Here is a 17,048-nt window from a genome sequence, read left to right on the forward strand (position 1 = left end):
TGCTTATACGCCCGACCCGTCGGGAAGTGTCGCCAGGACGTGCGGCGGGACGCCGTTGAGGAACGGTGCCGGGTCGATCGCATGTCCCTCGTACATCACCTGATAGTGCAGGTGCGGCCCGGTCGACTCGCCGGTCGAGCCGGTGTACGCGATCGGCGCGCCCTTGGTGATGTGCTCGCCGACGGTGACGATCGTGCGCGAGAGGTGGCCGTACCAGGTCTGGTAGCCGTTGCCGTGGTCGATCGCGACCTTGATCCCGAAGCCGCCGTCCCAGCCGGCCGTGACGACCGTTCCGGCCGCGGCCGCTCGCACCATCGTCCCGTAATCGACCGCCAGGTCGACGCCTTGGTGGTACTCGGGCCACGGCGTGCTGCGCCAGCCGAAGCCGCTCGCGATCCGCGCGCCCTGAACCGGCATGAGCGAGGGAATCGAAGCGATCATGCGGTCGCGGGCCAGCGAGGCCAGCCGGCGCACGTTGAGCACGCGCAGCGCCAGCGCTTGCAGCGCCCGCGCGTCGCGCTGCGTCGCCGCGCTCTGCGAGGCCAGCTGGCGCAGCCGCGACTGCACGCTGGCGAGGTTCGCACCCGCGCCCGGGCGCGCCGGGGCCATCGCGTGCGGTTTGCGCGCGCTCGGGCCGACGCCCATCAGCCGCTTGATCTCGGCGTTCTCGTGCTGCACCGTGCGCAGCTGCGTCGCCAGCGCGTCGGCCTGCTTGTCGAGATTCTGCAGCTGCGCTTGCTGCGCGGTGGTGACGCCCTGCAGCGTGCGCACGTCGACCTCGGCGACGTGCAGCTCGTAGGTGTGCACGCCGATCGCACCCAGCACGACCGCGATCAGCGCCGCCGCCGCCAGCGCAAGGTGGCGGCGCGTGAAAGCCAGCCGATAGACGGAGTAGCCCGTCGGCGGGATGATCTTGATCAGGAAGGTCGACTTGGTCGACTTGGTCTGGTTCACGTCGCGGCAGTCCGAGCTTTGGCGATTGCGGCCAGCTCTTCTTCTGAAGGGTCTTGGGCCGGCTTGAACGCCGTCACCGCCTTGCCGTAGGTGCGCGTCTCCTCGCGCGACCAGATGCTGCTGAGCACCACCCCGTCGCCGTCTCGGTTGAGCAGAGCGAGCGCGTACGAGAGGTCGCTCCCGACGTCGCTGAAGGCGTTGTAGCGCACGAAGCCGACCCGCGGGACCTCGCTGCGCGCGATCCGCTCGAGCGCGTCGATCCTCGCCAGCTCGGCGGCCCGAGCAGCCGTCTGTGCAGCCGCCTCACGCTCCAGCGCGGTAAGGCGGTCGGTTGCGCGGCTGGCGCCACCGCCGAGCATAGCGTCGTGCGTGTCGAGTGTGGCCGTGAGGCGGCGCAAGCGCGGTCCGAGGACGAGCAGATGATATCCGCCCGTCACGAGGAGCGCGCTGCCCAAACCCACGAGCAGGGCCGTGATGAGTTGCTGCATCGCAAAGAAAAAACCAGGACGAGGGCCAGGTGGCTCGCGGCACACGGGAAGGTCCGCTTACCGTTGCTCCCTTCCGGGCCTGGCGGGGTTCACGGGTTGCCGTTGCGCGAGGCCCAACCCTCGTCGAGGCTCCGCTCATCATACCGATTGACGCCGGGTTCGGGAACCCCTTCGATCGCAGCCCCTCCGCTGCACGCCTCGTGCAGCCGCGGGGGGAGCGGCCAACCTCCGGGTATACCGACCGTACGTGCCGCTCCTACCGAGCTCCGCCGCGTTCTTCTTGGGCTTCTTCGTCGCCATCGGCGCGTTCAATGCCCTCCTCTACCTGGTCGCACGTGATGCGCCGTTCGGCTGGTATGCGGCTGCGATGTTCGCGCTGGTCGGCGTCACCTCGGTCGCGGCCGGCGCCAACTTCCCCGCGCCCGAGCTGGTCTCGGCGACCTCGCTCTCGCTCTACTGGCTGACGCTGACGGGCTTCTGCCGTGCGTTCCTGGGCGTGCGGCGAACCATGCGCGGCTTCGACGTGCTGACCGTGCCGGTGCTCTTGGCCGCCGGGGCCGCGCCGTTCGTCGCCGCCGGCGCGCCGCCGCACGGTCTGCGCGACGCGTTCGGCGACGTCGCGCAAGCGGCCCTGATCGTGTTGCTGGTCGCGCGCGGCATCTCGGCGCGCGCCGAAGGCTTTCGACCGGCGCGCTTCTATTTGCTCGCCTTCGCCTTTCTCGCCGTGGGCGTCGCGATCGACGACACCAACCATTGGGGCCCGCTGCTGCACGGGCTGGACTTGAGCGCCGCCTTCGACGGGGGCCTCGCCTTGCAGGCGCTGCTGTTCGCGCTCGCGTTGGCCGACCGCGGCCGCGCCGTCACCGCGCTGGTCGCGCTCGACGGCTTGACCGGCATCCCGAACCGCCGTTCGTTCGACTCCGTCTTGCGCGAGGCATGGGAACGCGCGCGGCGCGCGCACCTCCCGCTCGGCGTGCTGATGATCGACGTCGATCACTTCAAGCGCTACAACGACGGCTACGGTCACCAGGCCGGCGACGAGGTGCTGCGGCGCGTCGCGCGGGCGGTGCAAGACGCCGCGCTGCGGCCCGATGACGCGGCCGCGCGCTACGGCGGCGAAGAGTTCGCCGCGGTGCTCCCGTTGGCCGACCTCGAGTCGGCGCGCGCGATCGGGGAGCGCGTGCGGCACAACGTGCGTGCCCTGGCGATCCCGTATCCGGCGGTGGTGGCGGGGATCATCACCGTGAGCATCGGCGCGGCATCGGTCCGGCCGACCCGGGCGCTGACGCCCGAGCAGCTGCTGACCGCCGCCGACCGCGCGCTCTACCGCGCCAAGGAAGAGGGCCGCGACCGCGTCGTGGCCGGCGACGTCGGCGCCTCAACTCCCGATCCCGGACTCCGATAACGAAGCCAATGAGGGATCGCACGTTCGCCGACTTCATGGTCGGCGCACTCGCCTGCATCTCCGTGCTGGGCGTCTACGCCGTGCTCAAGGAGTCCGAACTCTACCGGGCCGAGCAGCGGCGCCGCGCCGCCCTGCGCTGGGAGCTGCCGCGCCCGCGCCGCCGCCGCCGCTCGCCCGAAGACGACTGCCGGCACTGCGCCGGCAGCGGGACCTGTACCGAGTGTGCTCCGGTCGCTTGCCGAGTCTGCTCGGGAACGGGACTGCAGCCGCGCGACGAGACGCTCTCGCGCCGGCTGACCTCGATCTGGGACGGCGCCGCCTAGCCGGCTTCGGCTCCGCCGAAGCCGTGGCGGTCCTCGCTGCGCTGCGGTCCGCACGGGGCGTTATCGCCGGAGAGGCGAACTTCGTCTGGTGACCGTTACCTTTGCATCCGCGTCGCCGACCGTCGACGCGGTGATGCTCGAAGCGCGCGCGGCCGGCTTCACCAAACGCTCGATCAAGAACGAAGCCAAGCTGGCGGCGATCGACCTGGCCATCCGCTGCATCGATCTGACCACCCTGGAAGGGCGCGACTCGCCCGGACGCGTGCGCTCGCTGTGCGCCAAGGCCGCGCTGCCGGCACCGGGCGCGCCACGCGTCGCCGCGGTCTGCGTCTACCCGAACCTGGTGGCCGTCGCGAAGGACGCGCTGCGCGGGACCGGCGTGCTGGTGGCCTCGGTCGCGACCGCGTTTCCCAGCGGCCTCTCCTCGCTCGACGTCAAGCTGCGCGACACCGAGGCGGCCCTCGCGTCCGGTGCCGACGAGATCGACATGGTGATCGATCGCGGCGCGTTCTTGGCCGGCGACGAGGCGCGCCTGGTCGAGGAAGTCGCCGCCGTCAAAGCGCTGTGCGGCGACGTGCACCTCAAGGTCATCCTCGAAACCGGCGAGCTGGGCTCGTACGACGCGATCCGGCGCGCCTCGGATCTCGCGCTCGACGCGGGCGCCGACGTCATCAAGACCTCGACCGGCAAGATCGGCACCTCGGCGACGCTGCCGACGGCGCTGGTGATGGCCGAGGCGTTGCGCGACTTCCACCGCCGTACCGGTCTGCGCCGTGGCTTGAAGGTCGCCGGCGGTGTGCGCAACACCAAGACGGCCATCGCGTACCTCGTGCTCATCGACGAGACGCTGGGCGGCGCGTGGCTCTCGCCCGATCTGTTCCGCATCGGCGCGTCGGCGCTGCTCGACGACCTGCTGCTGCAGCGCGAGAAGCTCGCGACCGGACGCTACGGCTCGCTCGACTACGTCGCCAAAGACTGACCGCTAGCGCGCGTCGAACGTCATCGAGATGCGCGTCCCGCCGTTCCGCTCGATGCGCACCTCGCGCGCGATCGCGCGCACGATCTGCAGCCCCAACCCGCGATCGGGATGCCGCGCGCGCTCGGTGAACACGCCGCGGTCGCGCACGTCGACCTGGAGCGTCGCTTCGTCCTCGGCCAGCGCGTGCAGCTCCACCGTTCCGGGTTCGCCGGGATAGGCGTGCTCGACCGAGTTCGCCAGCGCCTCGCCGACCGCGACCAGGATGTCCTCGCTGACGATCTGCTCGACCTCGAGCGCGCGCAGGAACGCCGCCAAGGCGCCGCGCAGCGGCCGCGGCGCCTGCACGGTGGCCGTGCACAGCACCCGCAGCTCCGAACCGCGCGTCACGCCGGCCCTCCCGCCAAGAACGTCAGCGCGCGCCCGCGGTCGTCGAACACCGCGAACGCGTCGCCCAAGCCCGCGTATTGCAGCAGACGCCGGAATTGCGGGCTGCCGATCAGCAGTGCGATCTTGCGGCCGCGGGCTTCGGCCTCGTTGCGGAATCGCAGCAGCTGGCTGATGACCGTCGAGTCGGCGTAGGAGACCTCGCTCAGATCGATCAGCACGGGGCCGCCGCCCGCGTCGAGCTGGAGGGCGGCCTGCACCGCTTCGCGTTGCGCGATGTCGAGCTCGCCGGTCAATTTGAGCACGGTCAGCGACGATTGTGGGCTCACGACGCGATCCTCCGCGGCTCGGAAACGCCCGGCGGCCGGCGCCGCCGGACCCGGTCGTACAGCGAGACGATGGTGCCGCCGATCGACGCCGAGCCGCCGCGCGTGCCCTCGGCGACGATGCGCGACGCATCCCGGTCGCCGGTGCGCATGTCGCCGGGCGCGGCGAAGCTGACCGTCAGGATCGCCACGTCGTCGCCGACCGCGCGGCCGTCGAAGATGCGCGCGTGGATCGCCGCCGCGACGTGCTCCACCGGGTCGCCGCCGCAGACGCTGGCGACGGCCTCGAGCAGCCGCTGCTCGCCCTCGAACACGTCGCGCGAATGCTCGACGGCGCCGTCGGTGTAGAGCACCAGCATCGCGCCGGGCAGCGTCTGGACGCTGTGACTGCGATAGACCGCGGAGTCCATTACCGCCAGCGGCAGGCCGCCGAACTCGAGCAGCCGCGGCGCGCGACCCGGCTCGACGAGCACCGGCGGCGGATGACCGGCGGTCGCGTAGGTGAAGACGTAGTTCTGCGAGTCGGCGTAGCCGCACACGGCGGTCACCATGCGCGAACGGTCGCGCATCAGCTCGGCGTTGACGCGCGACAACAGGCTGGCCGGATCGGCGTCGAGCACGGCGGCCTGCACCAACGCTTGACGCGTCCGGTTCATCGCGACGGCCGCCTCGAGCCCGTGGCCGGCGACGTCGCCGATGACGAACATGACCCGGCCGCGGGAGAGCTCGACGCCGTCGTACCAGTCGCCGCCCACCTTGGCTTCCTCGCTGGCGGGCACGTAGGTCGCGCTGAAGCTGACCGAGGCCGTCGTCGGCAGCGGCCGCTGCAAGAACGCGTCCTGCAGCGTCTCGGCGACCCGCCGTTCCGTCTCGTAGGCGACACGCAGCTCGCCGGCCAGCCGCTCTTCGGCCTCCAGGCGCTGGACGGTGCGCGTCTGCACGATCCCGAAACCGAGCGCGGCCAGCGAGACCGCGACGACCGCGACCAGCACCAGCAGGTTGATGCGATCGATCGCTGCGCGGGTCGAGGCGTCTTGCAGCGCTTGCCGGGCCGCGATCATCGTATCGACCCGGTCGGCGTCGAGCCGGAAACGGTCGATCAGCGCCTTGCCGTGCAGTTGGATCACGTCGCCGTCGCGCGCGTTGCGCAGCAAGGGCTCCGCCACCAGACGCTGCCACCGCTGGTTCGTCGCGCGCATGTCGGCGATCGCCGTGCGATCGTCGAGCTGCAGCGCAGCCGCGTCGCGCTCGACCGCCGCCATGCTGCCCGCGAAGTCGTCGCGGCCGTGCTGATACGGCGCGAGAAAGAGGCGATTGCCGGTCGCCGCGTAGCCGCGAACCCCGGTCTCTTCGTCGAGCTGCGCGTTGAGCACCGAGCCCAGGTCGAGTTGGGCCTGATGCACGCGCAGCTCCGCGCCGAAGCCCCGGTCGACCAGCTGCCGCACGAGGGCGCCCCCGCCGATCAAGATCGGGACGACGACAATGAGCAGCAGCGCCGTTACCGCAAGCGGGCGTGCCGACGTGCGCGACATCTCGTAGCGCGACATTCCGACGCGCATTTGCGCCGGCCGGGTCGACTCCCTCCGCGCGCGGGGTCGCTGCGCTCGGCGGCGAACTCCTACGCGACATGGCCCTCGCCTACGCTCCTTCGCCCGAAACCGCACCGGTCCGTCTCCGGGAGCGCTACGACCACTTCATCGGCGGGCGCTGGGTGCGCTCGTCGGACGAGGAGACCTTCGCGACGGTCAACCCGGCGACCGAGGCGGAGCTGGCCCGCGTGGCCGTCGGCACCGCCGCCGACGTCGACCGCGCCGTCGCCGCCGCGCGCGAAGCGTTCGAGCGCTACTGGCGGCCGATGCGTCCCGCCGACCGGGCCAAATACGCCTATCGCATCGCTCGGGCACTGACCGAGCGCTCGCGCGAACTGGCGGTGCTCGAGTCGATGGACGGCGGCAAGCCGATCAAGGAGTCGCGCGACTTCGACCTGCCGCAGGCCGCGGCGCACTTCTTCTACTACGCGGGCTGGGCCGACAAGCTGCGCTATGCGATCCCCGGCGTCCCCGATCCGGCGCCGCTGGGGGTCGTGGGCGCGATCGTTCCCTGGAACTTCCCGCTGCTCATGGCCGCCTGGAAGATCGCCCCGGCGATCGCGACCGGCAACACGATCGTCCTCAAGCCGGCCGAGACGACGCCGCTGACCGCGCTCGTGCTGGCCGAGATCTGCGAGGAGGCCGACCTGCCCCCCGGCGTGGTCAACGTCGTCACCGGAGACGGCCGGACCGGGGCGGCGCTGGTCGCTCACCCCGGGGTCGCCAAGGTCGCCTTCACCGGCTCGACCGAGGTCGGCAAGATCATCCAGCGCACGCTGGCCGGGAGCGGCAAGAAGCTGACCCTCGAGCTGGGCGGCAAGGCCGCCAACATCGTGTTCGCCGACGCTCCGCTGGACCAAGCCGTCGAAGGGATCGTCAACGGCATCTACTTCAACCAGGGCCACGTCTGTTGTGCGGGCTCGCGCCTGCTGGTGCAAGAGTCGATCCACGACACGATCGTCGAACGCCTGACCGATCGCATCGAAACGCTGCGACTGGGCGACCCGCTCGACAAGAACACCGACATCGGCGCCATCAATTCCGCCGCGCAGCACGCGAAGATCCGCGAGCTGGTGCAGAGCGGGATCGACGAGGGCGCAACGCTCGTGCAGCAGAGCTGCGCGCTGCCCGACCGCGGCTGGTTCCACCGCGCCGCGTTCTTCACCGGCGTCACGCAAGCGCACCGCATCGCGCGCGAGGAGATCTTCGGACCCGTCCTCTCGATCATGACCTTCCGCACCGCCGACGAAGCGATCGAGAAGGCCAACAACACGCCCTACGGGCTCTCGGCCGGGGTGTGGACCGACAAGGGCGCCAAATCGATGTACGTCGCGCAGCGTTTGCACGCCGGCGTCGTCTGGTGCTCGACCTTCAACCAATTCGATCCCAGCTCGCCGTTCGGCGGCTATCGCGAGTCCGGCTTCGGCCGCGAAGGCGGCATCGAGGGACTGCGACCGTACCTCACGGCGTGAGCACGGCGGCCGTGGACGGGTGGGCTTGGCTGGCCGACGCCTGGTACGACGCGCTCTTCGCCGTCGACGCGCAGTATCGCGTCGTCGCGATGAGCACGCCGGCCGCCGCGCTGTTCGGCCTCGCACGCGACGCCGCGGTCGGGCGGCTGCTGCGCGAGCTCTCGCCGCGCGCCGCCGACCTGATCGACCCGCTGATGGCGCGCGCCTTGACCGACGGCCGCGCCTCCGGCACCGGGCTCGAACCGTTCGCCCCCGGCGAAGCGTACACGATCGTCGCGATTCGCACCCCCGACGGCAGCGCCGTCGGCGTGACGGTGCACCGCGCCGCCGACGCGACCTGGCCCACCGACGACGGCTTCGTGCGCGCCGAGCTCGACCTCGCCTACGCGCAGCTGCGCGCCTACACCGACAACGGGTCGCTGGCGTTCGTGCGCTGGGACGCGCAGCTGCGCATCGTCGAGTGGTCGGAGCGCGCGACCCAGCTGTTCGGTTGGCGCTTCGAGGACGTCTTCGGCAAGACGTACGCCGAGCTGGGCCTGGTCCTCGACGAGGATCGGGCGCAGGTCGAAGGCGCCGCTCGCGCCCTGCTCGACGGCACCTCCAACGTCTCGGAGAACCGCAACCGCACCCGCGACGGCCGCATCATCGACTGCCGCTGGTTCAACTCGGCGATCCGCCGTCACGACGGCTACCACATCGTCTCGCTGGTCGAGGACGTCAGCGACGTGCTGCGGGCGCGCGCCGCGGCGCAGGAGAGCGAAGAGCGCTTTCGCTCGCTGTTCGACTGGAGCCCCGATCCGATGTTCGCGCTCACGCGCGAGGGGATCATCACCCGCGCCAACGGCGCGGCGGCGCGCAACCACGGCTACGACGAAGCGCAGCTGCTGGGGCGGCCGATCGTCGACCTGATCGCCCCCGGCGACGAGCGTGACGCGAGCGAAGTGCTGCGCCGGGCCGCCGACGGGCGCGCGGCCAGCGTCGAGCTGCTGGCCCGCGGGGCGCGCGGCACGACCTATCCGATCCTGGCCACGATGGTGCCGATCGTGCTGCGCGGGCAGATCGCCGGCGTCCACCTGGTCGCGCGCGACCTGACCGCGATCCGGCGCGCCGAGCGCGCCGTCGCGACCCACACGGCGCGCCTGCGCGAGCTGTACGTCGTCGCCGCCGCCGCGAACGCGACCGCCGAGAACCAGATTGCGGCGACCATCGAAGCCGGTTGCCGGCTGCTGAACCTGACCTGCGGCGCGCTCTACGACGCCGAAGCGGACCGCTGCGTGGCCACCGTCGGCACGCCGATCTCGACCGCGTTCTGCCGGTTGGCGCTGGCGACCGACGGCGCGCTGGCGATCGAGGACCTGCGCGAGCTGCCCAAGCTCGACGAAGAGTGCGCGATGCCCGGTTCCTACATCGGCACGACGATCGAAGTCGGCGGTGCGCCGTACGGCTCGCTGTGCTTCGTCGCCCCCGAGCCGCGCGCCGAGCCGTTCACCGAGAGCGACCGCGACCTGGTCCAGCTGATGGGCGCGCTGGTCGCCTCGGCGATCGAGCGCAGTCGCGCGCGGGCGCGCCTCAAGCATCTGGCCTACAACGATCCGCTGACCGCGCTGCCCAACCGCGCGTGGTTCACCGAGCGGCTGCGCGACGAGCTGGAGCTGGCGCGCGTCGACGGCGCGCGGGTCGCGGTCATGTTCCTCGACCTCGACCGGTTCAAGGACATCAACGACACGCTCGGCCACGCGCTCGGCGACCGGCTCTTGCGCCAGATCGGCGACCGTCTCACGACCGTCGTGGGGGGCGAAGGACTGGTCGCGCGGATGGGCGGCGACGAGTTCATCGTGCTGGTCGCGCACGACCCGACGACGGCGCGGCTGGACCGACTCGCGCAGCGCATCGTCTCCGCCATCGACCAAGTGATCTTGCTCGACGGGTACGAGCAATACGTCACGACGTCGATCGGGATCGCGGTCTTCCCGACCGACGGCGACGACGCCGACACGCTCATCAAGCACGCCGACGTCGCGATGTATCGCGCCAAAGAACGCGGCCGCAACACGCACCAGTTCTTCACGCCGGCGCTGGGCGCGGGCTTGCGCACCCGCATCTCGCAGGAGAAATCGCTGCGCCGCGCGCTCGAGCGCGAAGAGTTCGTCATCCACTATCAGCCGCAGATCGATCTGTCCAGCGGCGAGATCGTCTCGGTCGAGGCGCTGGTGCGCTGGCAGCACCCCGAGCTGGGCTTGGTGATGCCCAACGACTTCATCCCCAGTGCCGAGATGAGCGGCCTGATCGTGCGGCTCGGCGACTGGGTGCTGGAGACGGCCTGCCGCGACGTCCGCGAATGGGAGACGGTCTCGCCGGAGCTGCGGCTGGCCGTCAACCTGTCGGGGCGGCAGTTCCACCAAGGCGCGCTGGCGGCGAAGATCGGCGAGGTGCTCGCGCGGACCGGTCTGCGCGCCGACCGGCTGGAGGTCGAGATCACCGAGTCGGTCGCGATGAGCGACGCCGCGCTGTCGGTCCAGATCCTCGAAGAGCTCGGCCGGACCGGCGTGCGCGTCGCCGTCGACGACTTCGGCACGGGCTATTCCTCGCTGGGGTATCTGCGCCGCTTCCCGCTCGACTCGCTCAAGATCGACCAATCGTTCGTGCGCGACGTGATGACGGAGCCCGACGACGCGACCATCGTGCGTACGGTGATCGCGATGGCCCATAGCCTCGGGCTCGAGGTCTGCGCCGAAGGGGTGGAGACCGAGGACCAGCTGGCCTTCCTGCGCCGCGAGCGCTGCGACCGGGTTCAGGGCTTCGCGATCGCGCGGCCGATGCACGCCGGGGCGATGACCCTGTTCCTGGCCGCCCGCGGGATTCGGCGCGCAGTCGGGTAAGCTCTGGCCGTGGACACGCTCGCGCCCCCTCTGATCGATCGGGAGGCCATGGCGTCCCGCTATCGCGCGAACCGCCGGCGCACCGCCGGTCTGTTCGCGACGATCGCTCCCGACGCATACACCGACGCCCCGATTCCGTTACGCCACCCGTTCGTCTTCTACGACGGACACCTGCCCGCGTTCGCGTACATCACGCTGGTGCGCGACGCGCTGCACCGCCCCTCGCTCGACGCCGCGCTCGAGACGCTCTTCAACCGCGGCATCGACCCGCGCGACGCGGCGCTCGCGGCGCAACACAAGCGGGCCGTCTGGCCGGAGCGCGCGGCGGTCGAAGCGTTCGGCGCGGCCTGCGACGCGGCCGTGCTCGACGCCTACGCGCACGCGACGCTCGAAGACGACGACAATCCGAACCTGGTCCGCGGGCAAGCGGCGTTCAACATCCTCGAGCACGAGGAGATGCACCACGAGACGCTGACGTACATCATTCACCGCCTGGAGCGCGCGAAGCAGCGCGGACCGCGCACCGCGCATCGCGACGTCGCGCCGCCGCGCCGCGACCCGATCGCGATTCCGGCCGGACGCGCAACCCTGGGCGCACGCCGCGACGTGCTGCCGTTCGGCTGGGACAACGAGTTCGAGGAGACCGTCGTCGACGTCGCCGCGTTCGGTATCGACCCCTACGACGTCACCAACGGCGACTATCTGGCCTTCGTCGACGCCGGCGGACCGGTACCCCCGAACTGGTTCCGGCGCGATGGCGCCTGGTGGCTGCGCGCGGTCTTCGACGACCTGCCGCTGCCGGCGTCGTGGCCGGTCTACTGTACGCAGGAGCAGGCCGACGCCTTCGCTCGCTGGAGCGGCGCCCGGCTCATGACCGAACCCGAATACCATCGCGCCGCGTACGGCACGCCCGCGGGCGCCGAGCGGCCGCAGCCGTGGGGCGACGCGGAGCCCGACCCGGCCCGGCACGGGAACTTCGGCTGGCGCCGGTTCGACCCCGAGCCCGTCGGGAGCTCGCCGGGGGGCGCCAGCGCCTGGGGCGTCGAGGACCTGGTCGGCAACGGCTGGGAGTGGACGTCGACCCCGTTCGGCCCGCTACCCGGCTTCGCGCCGATGGCCTCCTACCCGCCCTACTCGACGGACTTCTTCGACGGCGCCCACCTGGTGATGAAGGGCGCCGCGCCGGTCACGGCCGCGACCCTGGTCCGCCGCTCGTTCCGGAACTGGTTCTACCGGGACTATCAGTTCATGTACGCGACGTTTCGGCGGGCGTATGGGTAAGGACGGAGAAACGGACGCTCGCTCGGTCTCCGAGGAACCTGCCCGATCGGGGGGCCTCCTCGCCTCGCTCTTGCCCTGGTATACCAGCTTCGAGTAGACTTTTGTCCAAGTGTAAGAAAGTTGCTGCAGCGCGCAGTTACCGCGACGGAGGAAAACGCTTTGACTGACTCCTCACCCTTGCGCAACCGATGGCTCCAGCTCGCGTTGGCCGTCCTCGCGATGATCTGCATCGCCAACCTTCAGTACGGTTGGACCTTGTTCGTCAAACCGCTGACCGATGCGACCCAGAACGGCGGCCACCATTGGACGAAGGCCGCGGTCCAGTCCGCCTTCACGCTGTTCGTCCTGTTCGAGACCTGGATCGTGCCGTTCAACGGCTGGTTCGCCGACCGTTTCGGCCCCAAGCCGATGGTCGCGCTCGCCGGCATCCTGGTCGCCGCCGGGTGGATCGTCAACGCGCACGCCGGCAGCATCGGCGGGCTGCTGACCGGTGAGGCGCTCAGCGGCATCGGCGCCGGTCTGGTCTACGGCACGATGGTCGGGGTCGCGGTGAAGTGGTTCCCCGACAAGCGCGGCCTCGCGGTCGGCCTGACGGCGGCCGGCTTCGGCGCCGGCGCCGCGCTGACGGTCATTCCGATCGCCCACATGATCCACGACAAGACGGCCGGCTACCAGGCCGCCTTCCAAACCTTCGGCATCGCCCAGGGCGTGGTCGTCCTGATCATCGCCGCGTTCTTGGCCTTCCCGCGCCAAGAAGAGATCGTCGCGGTGACGCCGGTCAACGGCGGCGCGCTCGCGCGGCAACGCAAGAACAGCTACACGCCGCTGCAGATGCTCTCCAGCCCCTCGTTCTACTTGCTCTACATCATGATGACGATGATCGCGACGGGCCTCTTGTTCGTCACCGCGCAGGTCGCGCCGATGGCGGGCGACTACGGCGTCGCGGCGATCCTGCCGCTGGCACTCGTCATCGACAACCTCACCAACGGCGGCAGCCGCATCTTGTTCGGCTGGATATCCGACCGCATCGGGCGTGAAGCGACGATGGCGATCGCGTTCACGTGCGAGGCTCTTGGGTTGCTGGGCCTGATCTTCGCGGCGCACAACCCGGCGCTGTTCATCATCTGCGCCGCCGCGACGTTCCTCGCGTCGGGTGAGATCTACAGCCTGTTCCCCGCCAGCTGCACCGACCTGTTCGGCACGAAGTACGCGACCACGAACTCGGGGCTGCTCTACACCGCGAAGGGAACGGCGTCGTTCGTCGTTCCGATCGCGAGCCTGATCTACGCCTCGACCGGTTCGTGGTCGGCGATCCTGGGCGTGCTGGTCGCGTTCAACATCATCGTCGCCGCGCTCGCCTTGGGCGTCCTCAAGCCGATGCGCGAACGCGCGGTGGCGTCCGAAGCGTCTCCCTCGCCCGTGCTCGGTGCGGCCGGCGCAGCTCCTGCTCGCTAGCGCTCGGACCGACCCGAACAAAGAACGCCCCCGGCTCCGGCCGGGGGCGTTCTTCGTTTCGGCTCCGTGCGAGCGCGACTACAAGAGTCCCGCGCCGCGGGCCCACTTGTACTTGGCGCCCAGCGCCAGGACCGGCGTCTCGCAGTTGTACGGATACGCCGGGATGCCGTGGTCGAACAGGTACTCCGAGGCTTCCTCGACCTCGACGTCGCCGGCCAGCGAAGCGACGACGGGCTTGTTGATGCCCTTGGCCCGCAGCTCCTCGACGACCTCGGTGATGACCTTCGCGAACACCATCGGCGGCGTCACGATCGTGTGCCAGTAGCCCAGGATGAGGGCGTGAATGCGGTCGTCCTCGAGGCCGAGGCGGACCGTGTTCTGATACGTCTTCGGCGGTTCGCCCCCGGTGATGTCGACCGGATTGCCCGACGCGCCGAACGGCGGGATGAACTTCTTGAACGCCTCGTCGAGGTCGTCCGGGAACTTCATCAGGGAGAGGCCGGCGTCGACGCACGAGTCGGAGAGCAGCACGCCCGAACCGCCGGCGCCGGTGATGATCACGACGTTCTCGCCCTTGGGCGTCGGCAGGATCGGCACCGCGCGCGCGAACGCCAGCATCTCGTTGAGGCCGCGGGCGCGGATGACGCCGCTCTGGCGCAGCACGTCGTCGTAGACCTTGTCGTTGCCGGCCAGCGCGCCGGTGTGCGAGCTGGCCGCGCGCGCGCCGAGCGAGGTGCGGCCGGCCTTGAGGACGATGACCGGCTTCTTCTTCGAGACGCGCTTGGCGACGTCGGCGAAGGAGCGGCCGTCCTTGAGGTCTTCCATGTGCATCGCGATCGCCTGGGTCGCGTCGTCCTGCTCGAAGAACGTCAGCAGGTCGTCTTCGTCGATGTCGGACTTGTTGCCCAAGCCGACGATGGCCGAGACACCCATCTTCGCCGAGCGGCTGAAGCCGACGATCGCCATGCCGACGCCCCCGCTCTGCGAGGAGAGCGCGACGTGGCCCTTGACGTCGTACGCGGTGCAGAAGGTCGCGCACAGGTTCTTGGGCGTGTAGTAGAAGCCGTAGATGTTGGGGCCCATCAAGCGCACGTTGTACTTGCGCCCGATGGCCTGGATCTCGAGCTGACCTTCGACGTTGCCGGTCTCGGCGAAACCCGAGGGAATCAGCACCGCGCCGGGGATCTTCTTCTCGCCGACTTCGGTCAGCGCGGCGGCGACGAACTGCGCCGGGATCGCGAAGATCGCGACGTCGACCTCGCCCGGGATGTCCTTGACGGACTTGTACGCCTTGAGGCCGAGGATCTCGTCGGCTTTGGGGTTGATCGGATAGATCTTGCCCTGATAGCCCCCGTTGATGAGGTTCTTCATCACCGAGTTGCCGATCTTGCCGTCTTCCCCCGACGCGCCGATCACCGCGACCGCGTCCGGCCGCATGATGCGGTTCATCGCGGTGACGATCTCGTCTTGGCTGGGCCGATAGCGGGGCGGTGCCGGGTTGAAGTCGACCAGGATGCGCACGTCGACCGCGGTCGCGCCCTTGGCCGTCGCGAAGACCGGGTTGAGGTCGACCTCGCTGATCTCGGGGAAGTCGGTGACGAGCTGTGAGACGCTTTCGATGATGTTCGCCAGCGTCTCGCGGTCGACGGGCTCGGAGCCGCGCACGCCGGTCAGCATCTGCGCCGCTTGGATGCCGTCGAGCATCGAGAGCGCGTCCTCCCGGGTGGCCGGCGCGAGCCGGAAGGTGACGTCCTTGAGGACCTCGACCAGCACGCCGCCCAGCCCGAAGGCGACCAGCTTACCGAAGCTGGGATCGGTGACGGCGCCGACGATCACTTCTTGCGCGCCGGTCGGCAGCATCTGCTGCACCTGCACGCCGGTGATCGTCGCGTCGGCCTTGTACTTCTTGGCGTTGGCGACGATCGTCTCGTAGCCGGCGCGCGCGGCCGCCGCGTCGGCGACGCCGACCAGCACGCCGCCCGCCTCGGTCTTGTGCAGGATGTCGGGCGAGACGATCTTCAGGACGACCGGAAAGCCGAGCTTCTCGGCCAGCTTCGCGGCCTCGTCGGGCGAGGTCGCGAGCCCTTCCTGCGGGACGGGGATGCCGTACGCGTCGGCGACGGTCTTCGCTTCGGGGGCCGAGAGCGCATCGCGCTTCTCGGCTTTGACGCGATCGAGAACAGCGCGAACCGCAGCTTGGTCGCGCGAGGTGCGCTCGAGCAGCATGGTAAGGGTGCCTCCTACAGGACGCCGGCGGCTTGGAGTTCCTGGACGCCGTTGCCGGTCCAGCCGATTTCTTTGAGGATCTGTTCGTTGTGCTCGCCGAGCAGTGGTGAACGCTTCACCTCGACCGGAGTGTCCGACAGGTTGAGCGGACAGCCGACGGTGACGTACGTCCCGCGTTCGGGGTGCTCGACCTCGGCGATCATGCCGCGCGCGCGCAGCGATTCGTCTTCGATGAGGTCTTTGGTGCTCAAGATCGGTCCGCACGGGACGTCGATCGAGTTGAGCTGATCCAGCACTTCGTGCTTGGTGAGCGTTTGCGTCCACTGCTCGATCACGCCGAACACCTCGTCGAGGTGCTTGAGGCGTGCTTCGGGCGTGGCGTACTCCGGGTGTTCGACCAACTCGTCGCGGCCGATGAGCTTGGCCAGCGGCGCCCACACCGGCGGCTGGATGATCACGTAGACGTAGTCGTTGGGGCCGCCCGGCTTGCAGCGCAGCGCCGCGCCCGGTTGTCCGCCGCCCGACGCGTTCCCCGAACGCGGGACGAAGTCGCCGAACTCTTTGTTCGGGTACTCGTTGAGCGGCCCGTGCGCCAAACGCTGCTGATCGCGTATCTTGACGCGGACCAGATTGAGCACGGCGTCCTGCATCGCGACGCTGACGCGCTGGCCGCGACCGCTGTGCGTGCGCTGGAAGAGTGCGGCCAGGATCGCGGCGACCATGTGGATGCCGCTCCCCGAGTCGCCGATCTGCGCGCCGGTCGAGGTCGGTGGGCCGTCCTCCCAGCCGGTCGTGCTCATCGAGCCGCCCATCGCCTGCGCGACGGTCTCGTACGCCTTGAAGTCCTCGAACTTGCCGGGACCGAAGCCTTTGATCGAGGCGTAGATCATCCGCGGATTGAGCTCGCGGATCTTCTCCCAGGGAAAGCCCTGCCGGTCGAGCACGCCCGGGCCGAAGTTCTCGACCAGGACGTCGCAGTGCTCGATCAGCTTGGTGAAGATCGCCTTGCCGTCGGGCGTCTTGGTGTTCAGGGTGATGCTCCGCTTGTTGCCGTTGAGCATCGTGAAGTACAGGCTGTCGACGTTCGGCACGTCGCGCAGCTGGCCGCGGGTGATGTCGCCGCGGCCCGGCAGCTCGACCTTGATGACGTCGGCGCCGAGCCAGGCGAGGATCTGCGTGCACGACGGCCCGGCCTGGACGTGGGTCATGTCCAGGACCTTGATGCCGTCGAGCGCCTTGCGCGGGGACGCGCCGTTGGGGGAACCGTTGGTCGCCATGGTGCGCGGC

The 17,048-nt window shown here is 70.0% G+C and carries 14 protein-coding genes and 1 other RNA gene; 7 read left to right on the top strand and 8 right to left on the bottom strand.

What is annotated here, in order from left to right; genetic code table 11:
• Window positions 1–3: 3 nt before the first annotated feature.
• The 3 genes from VMD91_05775 to ffs form a co-directional block, all read right to left on the bottom strand.
• Window positions 4–954 (bottom strand): peptidoglycan DD-metalloendopeptidase family protein, encoded by a 951-nt coding sequence (locus VMD91_05775; GenBank protein ID HTW83557.1) that lies wholly within the window; start codon window positions 952–954, stop codon window positions 4–6.
• Complete coding sequence (locus VMD91_05780) at window positions 951–1,442, bottom strand: DUF4446 family protein (GenBank protein HTW83558.1); 492 nt, start codon at window positions 1,440–1,442, stop codon at window positions 951–953. Before VMD91_05780 ends, VMD91_05775 begins: the two co-directional genes overlap by 4 nt.
• Window positions 1,443–1,462: 20 nt before the next feature.
• An RNA gene (ffs, locus tag VMD91_05785) (signal recognition particle sRNA small type) lies at window positions 1,463–1,561 on the bottom strand.
• A 128-nt stretch (window positions 1,562–1,689) separates the two neighbouring features.
• Here ffs and VMD91_05790 point away from each other — a divergent pair.
• From VMD91_05790 to deoC, 3 genes are all read left to right on the top strand, one after another.
• Window positions 1,690–2,847, top strand: a complete 1,158-nt coding sequence (locus VMD91_05790; GenBank protein HTW83559.1) for a diguanylate cyclase — start codon at window positions 1,690–1,692, stop codon at window positions 2,845–2,847.
• Between the two features lie 8 nt (window positions 2,848–2,855).
• Entirely contained in the window at window positions 2,856–3,170 is a 315-nt protein-coding gene (locus VMD91_05795) for a hypothetical protein (protein ID HTW83560.1), read from the top strand.
• 88 nt (window positions 3,171–3,258) lie between these two features.
• Window positions 3,259–4,149 carry a deoxyribose-phosphate aldolase gene (gene deoC, locus VMD91_05800; GenBank protein ID HTW83561.1) on the top strand — a complete coding sequence of 297 codons (891 nt, stop codon included), beginning with the start codon at window positions 3,259–3,261 and terminating at the stop codon, window positions 4,147–4,149.
• A gap of 3 nt (window positions 4,150–4,152) precedes the next feature.
• Here deoC and VMD91_05805 read toward each other — a convergent pair whose 3' ends face one another.
• Genes VMD91_05805 through VMD91_05815 form a run of 3 tightly spaced genes read right to left on the bottom strand, consistent with a single transcriptional unit; the run spans window position 4,153 to window position 6,406 of the window.
• Window positions 4,153–4,536 carry an ATP-binding protein gene (locus VMD91_05805; protein ID HTW83562.1) on the bottom strand — a complete coding sequence of 128 codons (384 nt, stop codon included), beginning with the start codon at window positions 4,534–4,536 and terminating at the stop codon, window positions 4,153–4,155.
• Window positions 4,533–4,862: an STAS domain-containing protein gene (locus VMD91_05810; protein ID HTW83563.1), complete on the bottom strand. Its 330-nt coding sequence runs from the start codon at window positions 4,860–4,862 to the stop codon at window positions 4,533–4,535. Before VMD91_05810 ends, VMD91_05805 begins: the two co-directional genes overlap by 4 nt.
• The gene (locus VMD91_05815) at window positions 4,859–6,406 is read right to left on the bottom strand and encodes a SpoIIE family protein phosphatase (protein ID HTW83564.1); all 1,548 of its coding nucleotides are present in this window, start codon (window positions 6,404–6,406) and stop codon (window positions 4,859–4,861) included. The genes VMD91_05810 and VMD91_05815 overlap by 4 nt, the downstream gene beginning before the upstream one ends.
• Before the next feature lie 80 nt (window positions 6,407–6,486).
• Between VMD91_05815 and VMD91_05820 the strand changes: the two genes are divergently transcribed.
• From VMD91_05820 to oxlT, 4 genes are all read left to right on the top strand, one after another.
• Complete coding sequence (locus VMD91_05820; protein HTW83565.1) at window positions 6,487–7,920, top strand: aldehyde dehydrogenase family protein; 1,434 nt, start codon at window positions 6,487–6,489, stop codon at window positions 7,918–7,920.
• Window positions 7,917–10,799: an EAL domain-containing protein gene (locus VMD91_05825; protein ID HTW83566.1), complete on the top strand. Its 2,883-nt coding sequence runs from the start codon at window positions 7,917–7,919 to the stop codon at window positions 10,797–10,799. Before VMD91_05820 ends, VMD91_05825 begins: the two co-directional genes overlap by 4 nt.
• Before the next feature lie 9 nt (window positions 10,800–10,808).
• Entirely contained in the window at window positions 10,809–12,080 is a 1,272-nt protein-coding gene (locus tag VMD91_05830) for an SUMF1/EgtB/PvdO family nonheme iron enzyme (protein HTW83567.1), read from the top strand.
• A gap of 159 nt (window positions 12,081–12,239) precedes the next feature.
• Window positions 12,240–13,535 carry an oxalate/formate MFS antiporter gene (gene oxlT / locus VMD91_05835; GenBank protein ID HTW83568.1) on the top strand — a complete coding sequence of 432 codons (1,296 nt, stop codon included), beginning with the start codon at window positions 12,240–12,242 and terminating at the stop codon, window positions 13,533–13,535.
• 78 nt (window positions 13,536–13,613) lie between these two features.
• On the opposite strand, the gene VMD91_05840 is transcribed toward oxlT, so the two are convergent.
• Window positions 13,614–15,761 carry an acetate--CoA ligase family protein gene (locus tag VMD91_05840; protein HTW83569.1) on the bottom strand — a complete coding sequence of 716 codons (2,148 nt, stop codon included), beginning with the start codon at window positions 15,759–15,761 and terminating at the stop codon, window positions 13,614–13,616.
• A gap of 14 nt (window positions 15,762–15,775) precedes the next feature.
• The gene (gene frc / locus VMD91_05845; GenBank protein HTW83570.1) at window positions 15,776–17,038 is read right to left on the bottom strand and encodes a formyl-CoA transferase; all 1,263 of its coding nucleotides are present in this window, start codon (window positions 17,036–17,038) and stop codon (window positions 15,776–15,778) included.
• Window positions 17,039–17,048: the final 10 nt, after the last annotated feature.

This window comes from Candidatus Sulfotelmatobacter sp. (genome assembly GCA_035504415.1).
GTDB lineage: Bacteria > Vulcanimicrobiota > Vulcanimicrobiia > Vulcanimicrobiales > Vulcanimicrobiaceae > Vulcanimicrobium.

Bases quoted from the DNA above. Each gene is read 5' to 3' on its own strand.
- VMD91_05820 (HTW83565.1), top strand. From the start codon at position 6,487: ATGGCCCTCGCCTACGCTCCTTCGCCCGAAACCGCACCGGTCCGTCTC.
- frc (HTW83570.1), bottom strand. From the start codon at position 17,038: ATGGCGACCAACGGTTCCCCCAACGGCGCGTCCCCGCGCAAGGCGCTC.
- VMD91_05840 (HTW83569.1), bottom strand. From the start codon at position 15,761: ATGCTGCTCGAGCGCACCTCGCGCGACCAAGCTGCGGTTCGCGCTGTT.
- VMD91_05815 (HTW83564.1), bottom strand. From the start codon at position 6,406: ATGTCGCGCTACGAGATGTCGCGCACGTCGGCACGCCCGCTTGCGGTA.
- VMD91_05795 (HTW83560.1), top strand. From the start codon at position 2,856: ATGAGGGATCGCACGTTCGCCGACTTCATGGTCGGCGCACTCGCCTGC.
- VMD91_05780 (HTW83558.1), bottom strand. From the start codon at position 1,442: ATGCAGCAACTCATCACGGCCCTGCTCGTGGGTTTGGGCAGCGCGCTC.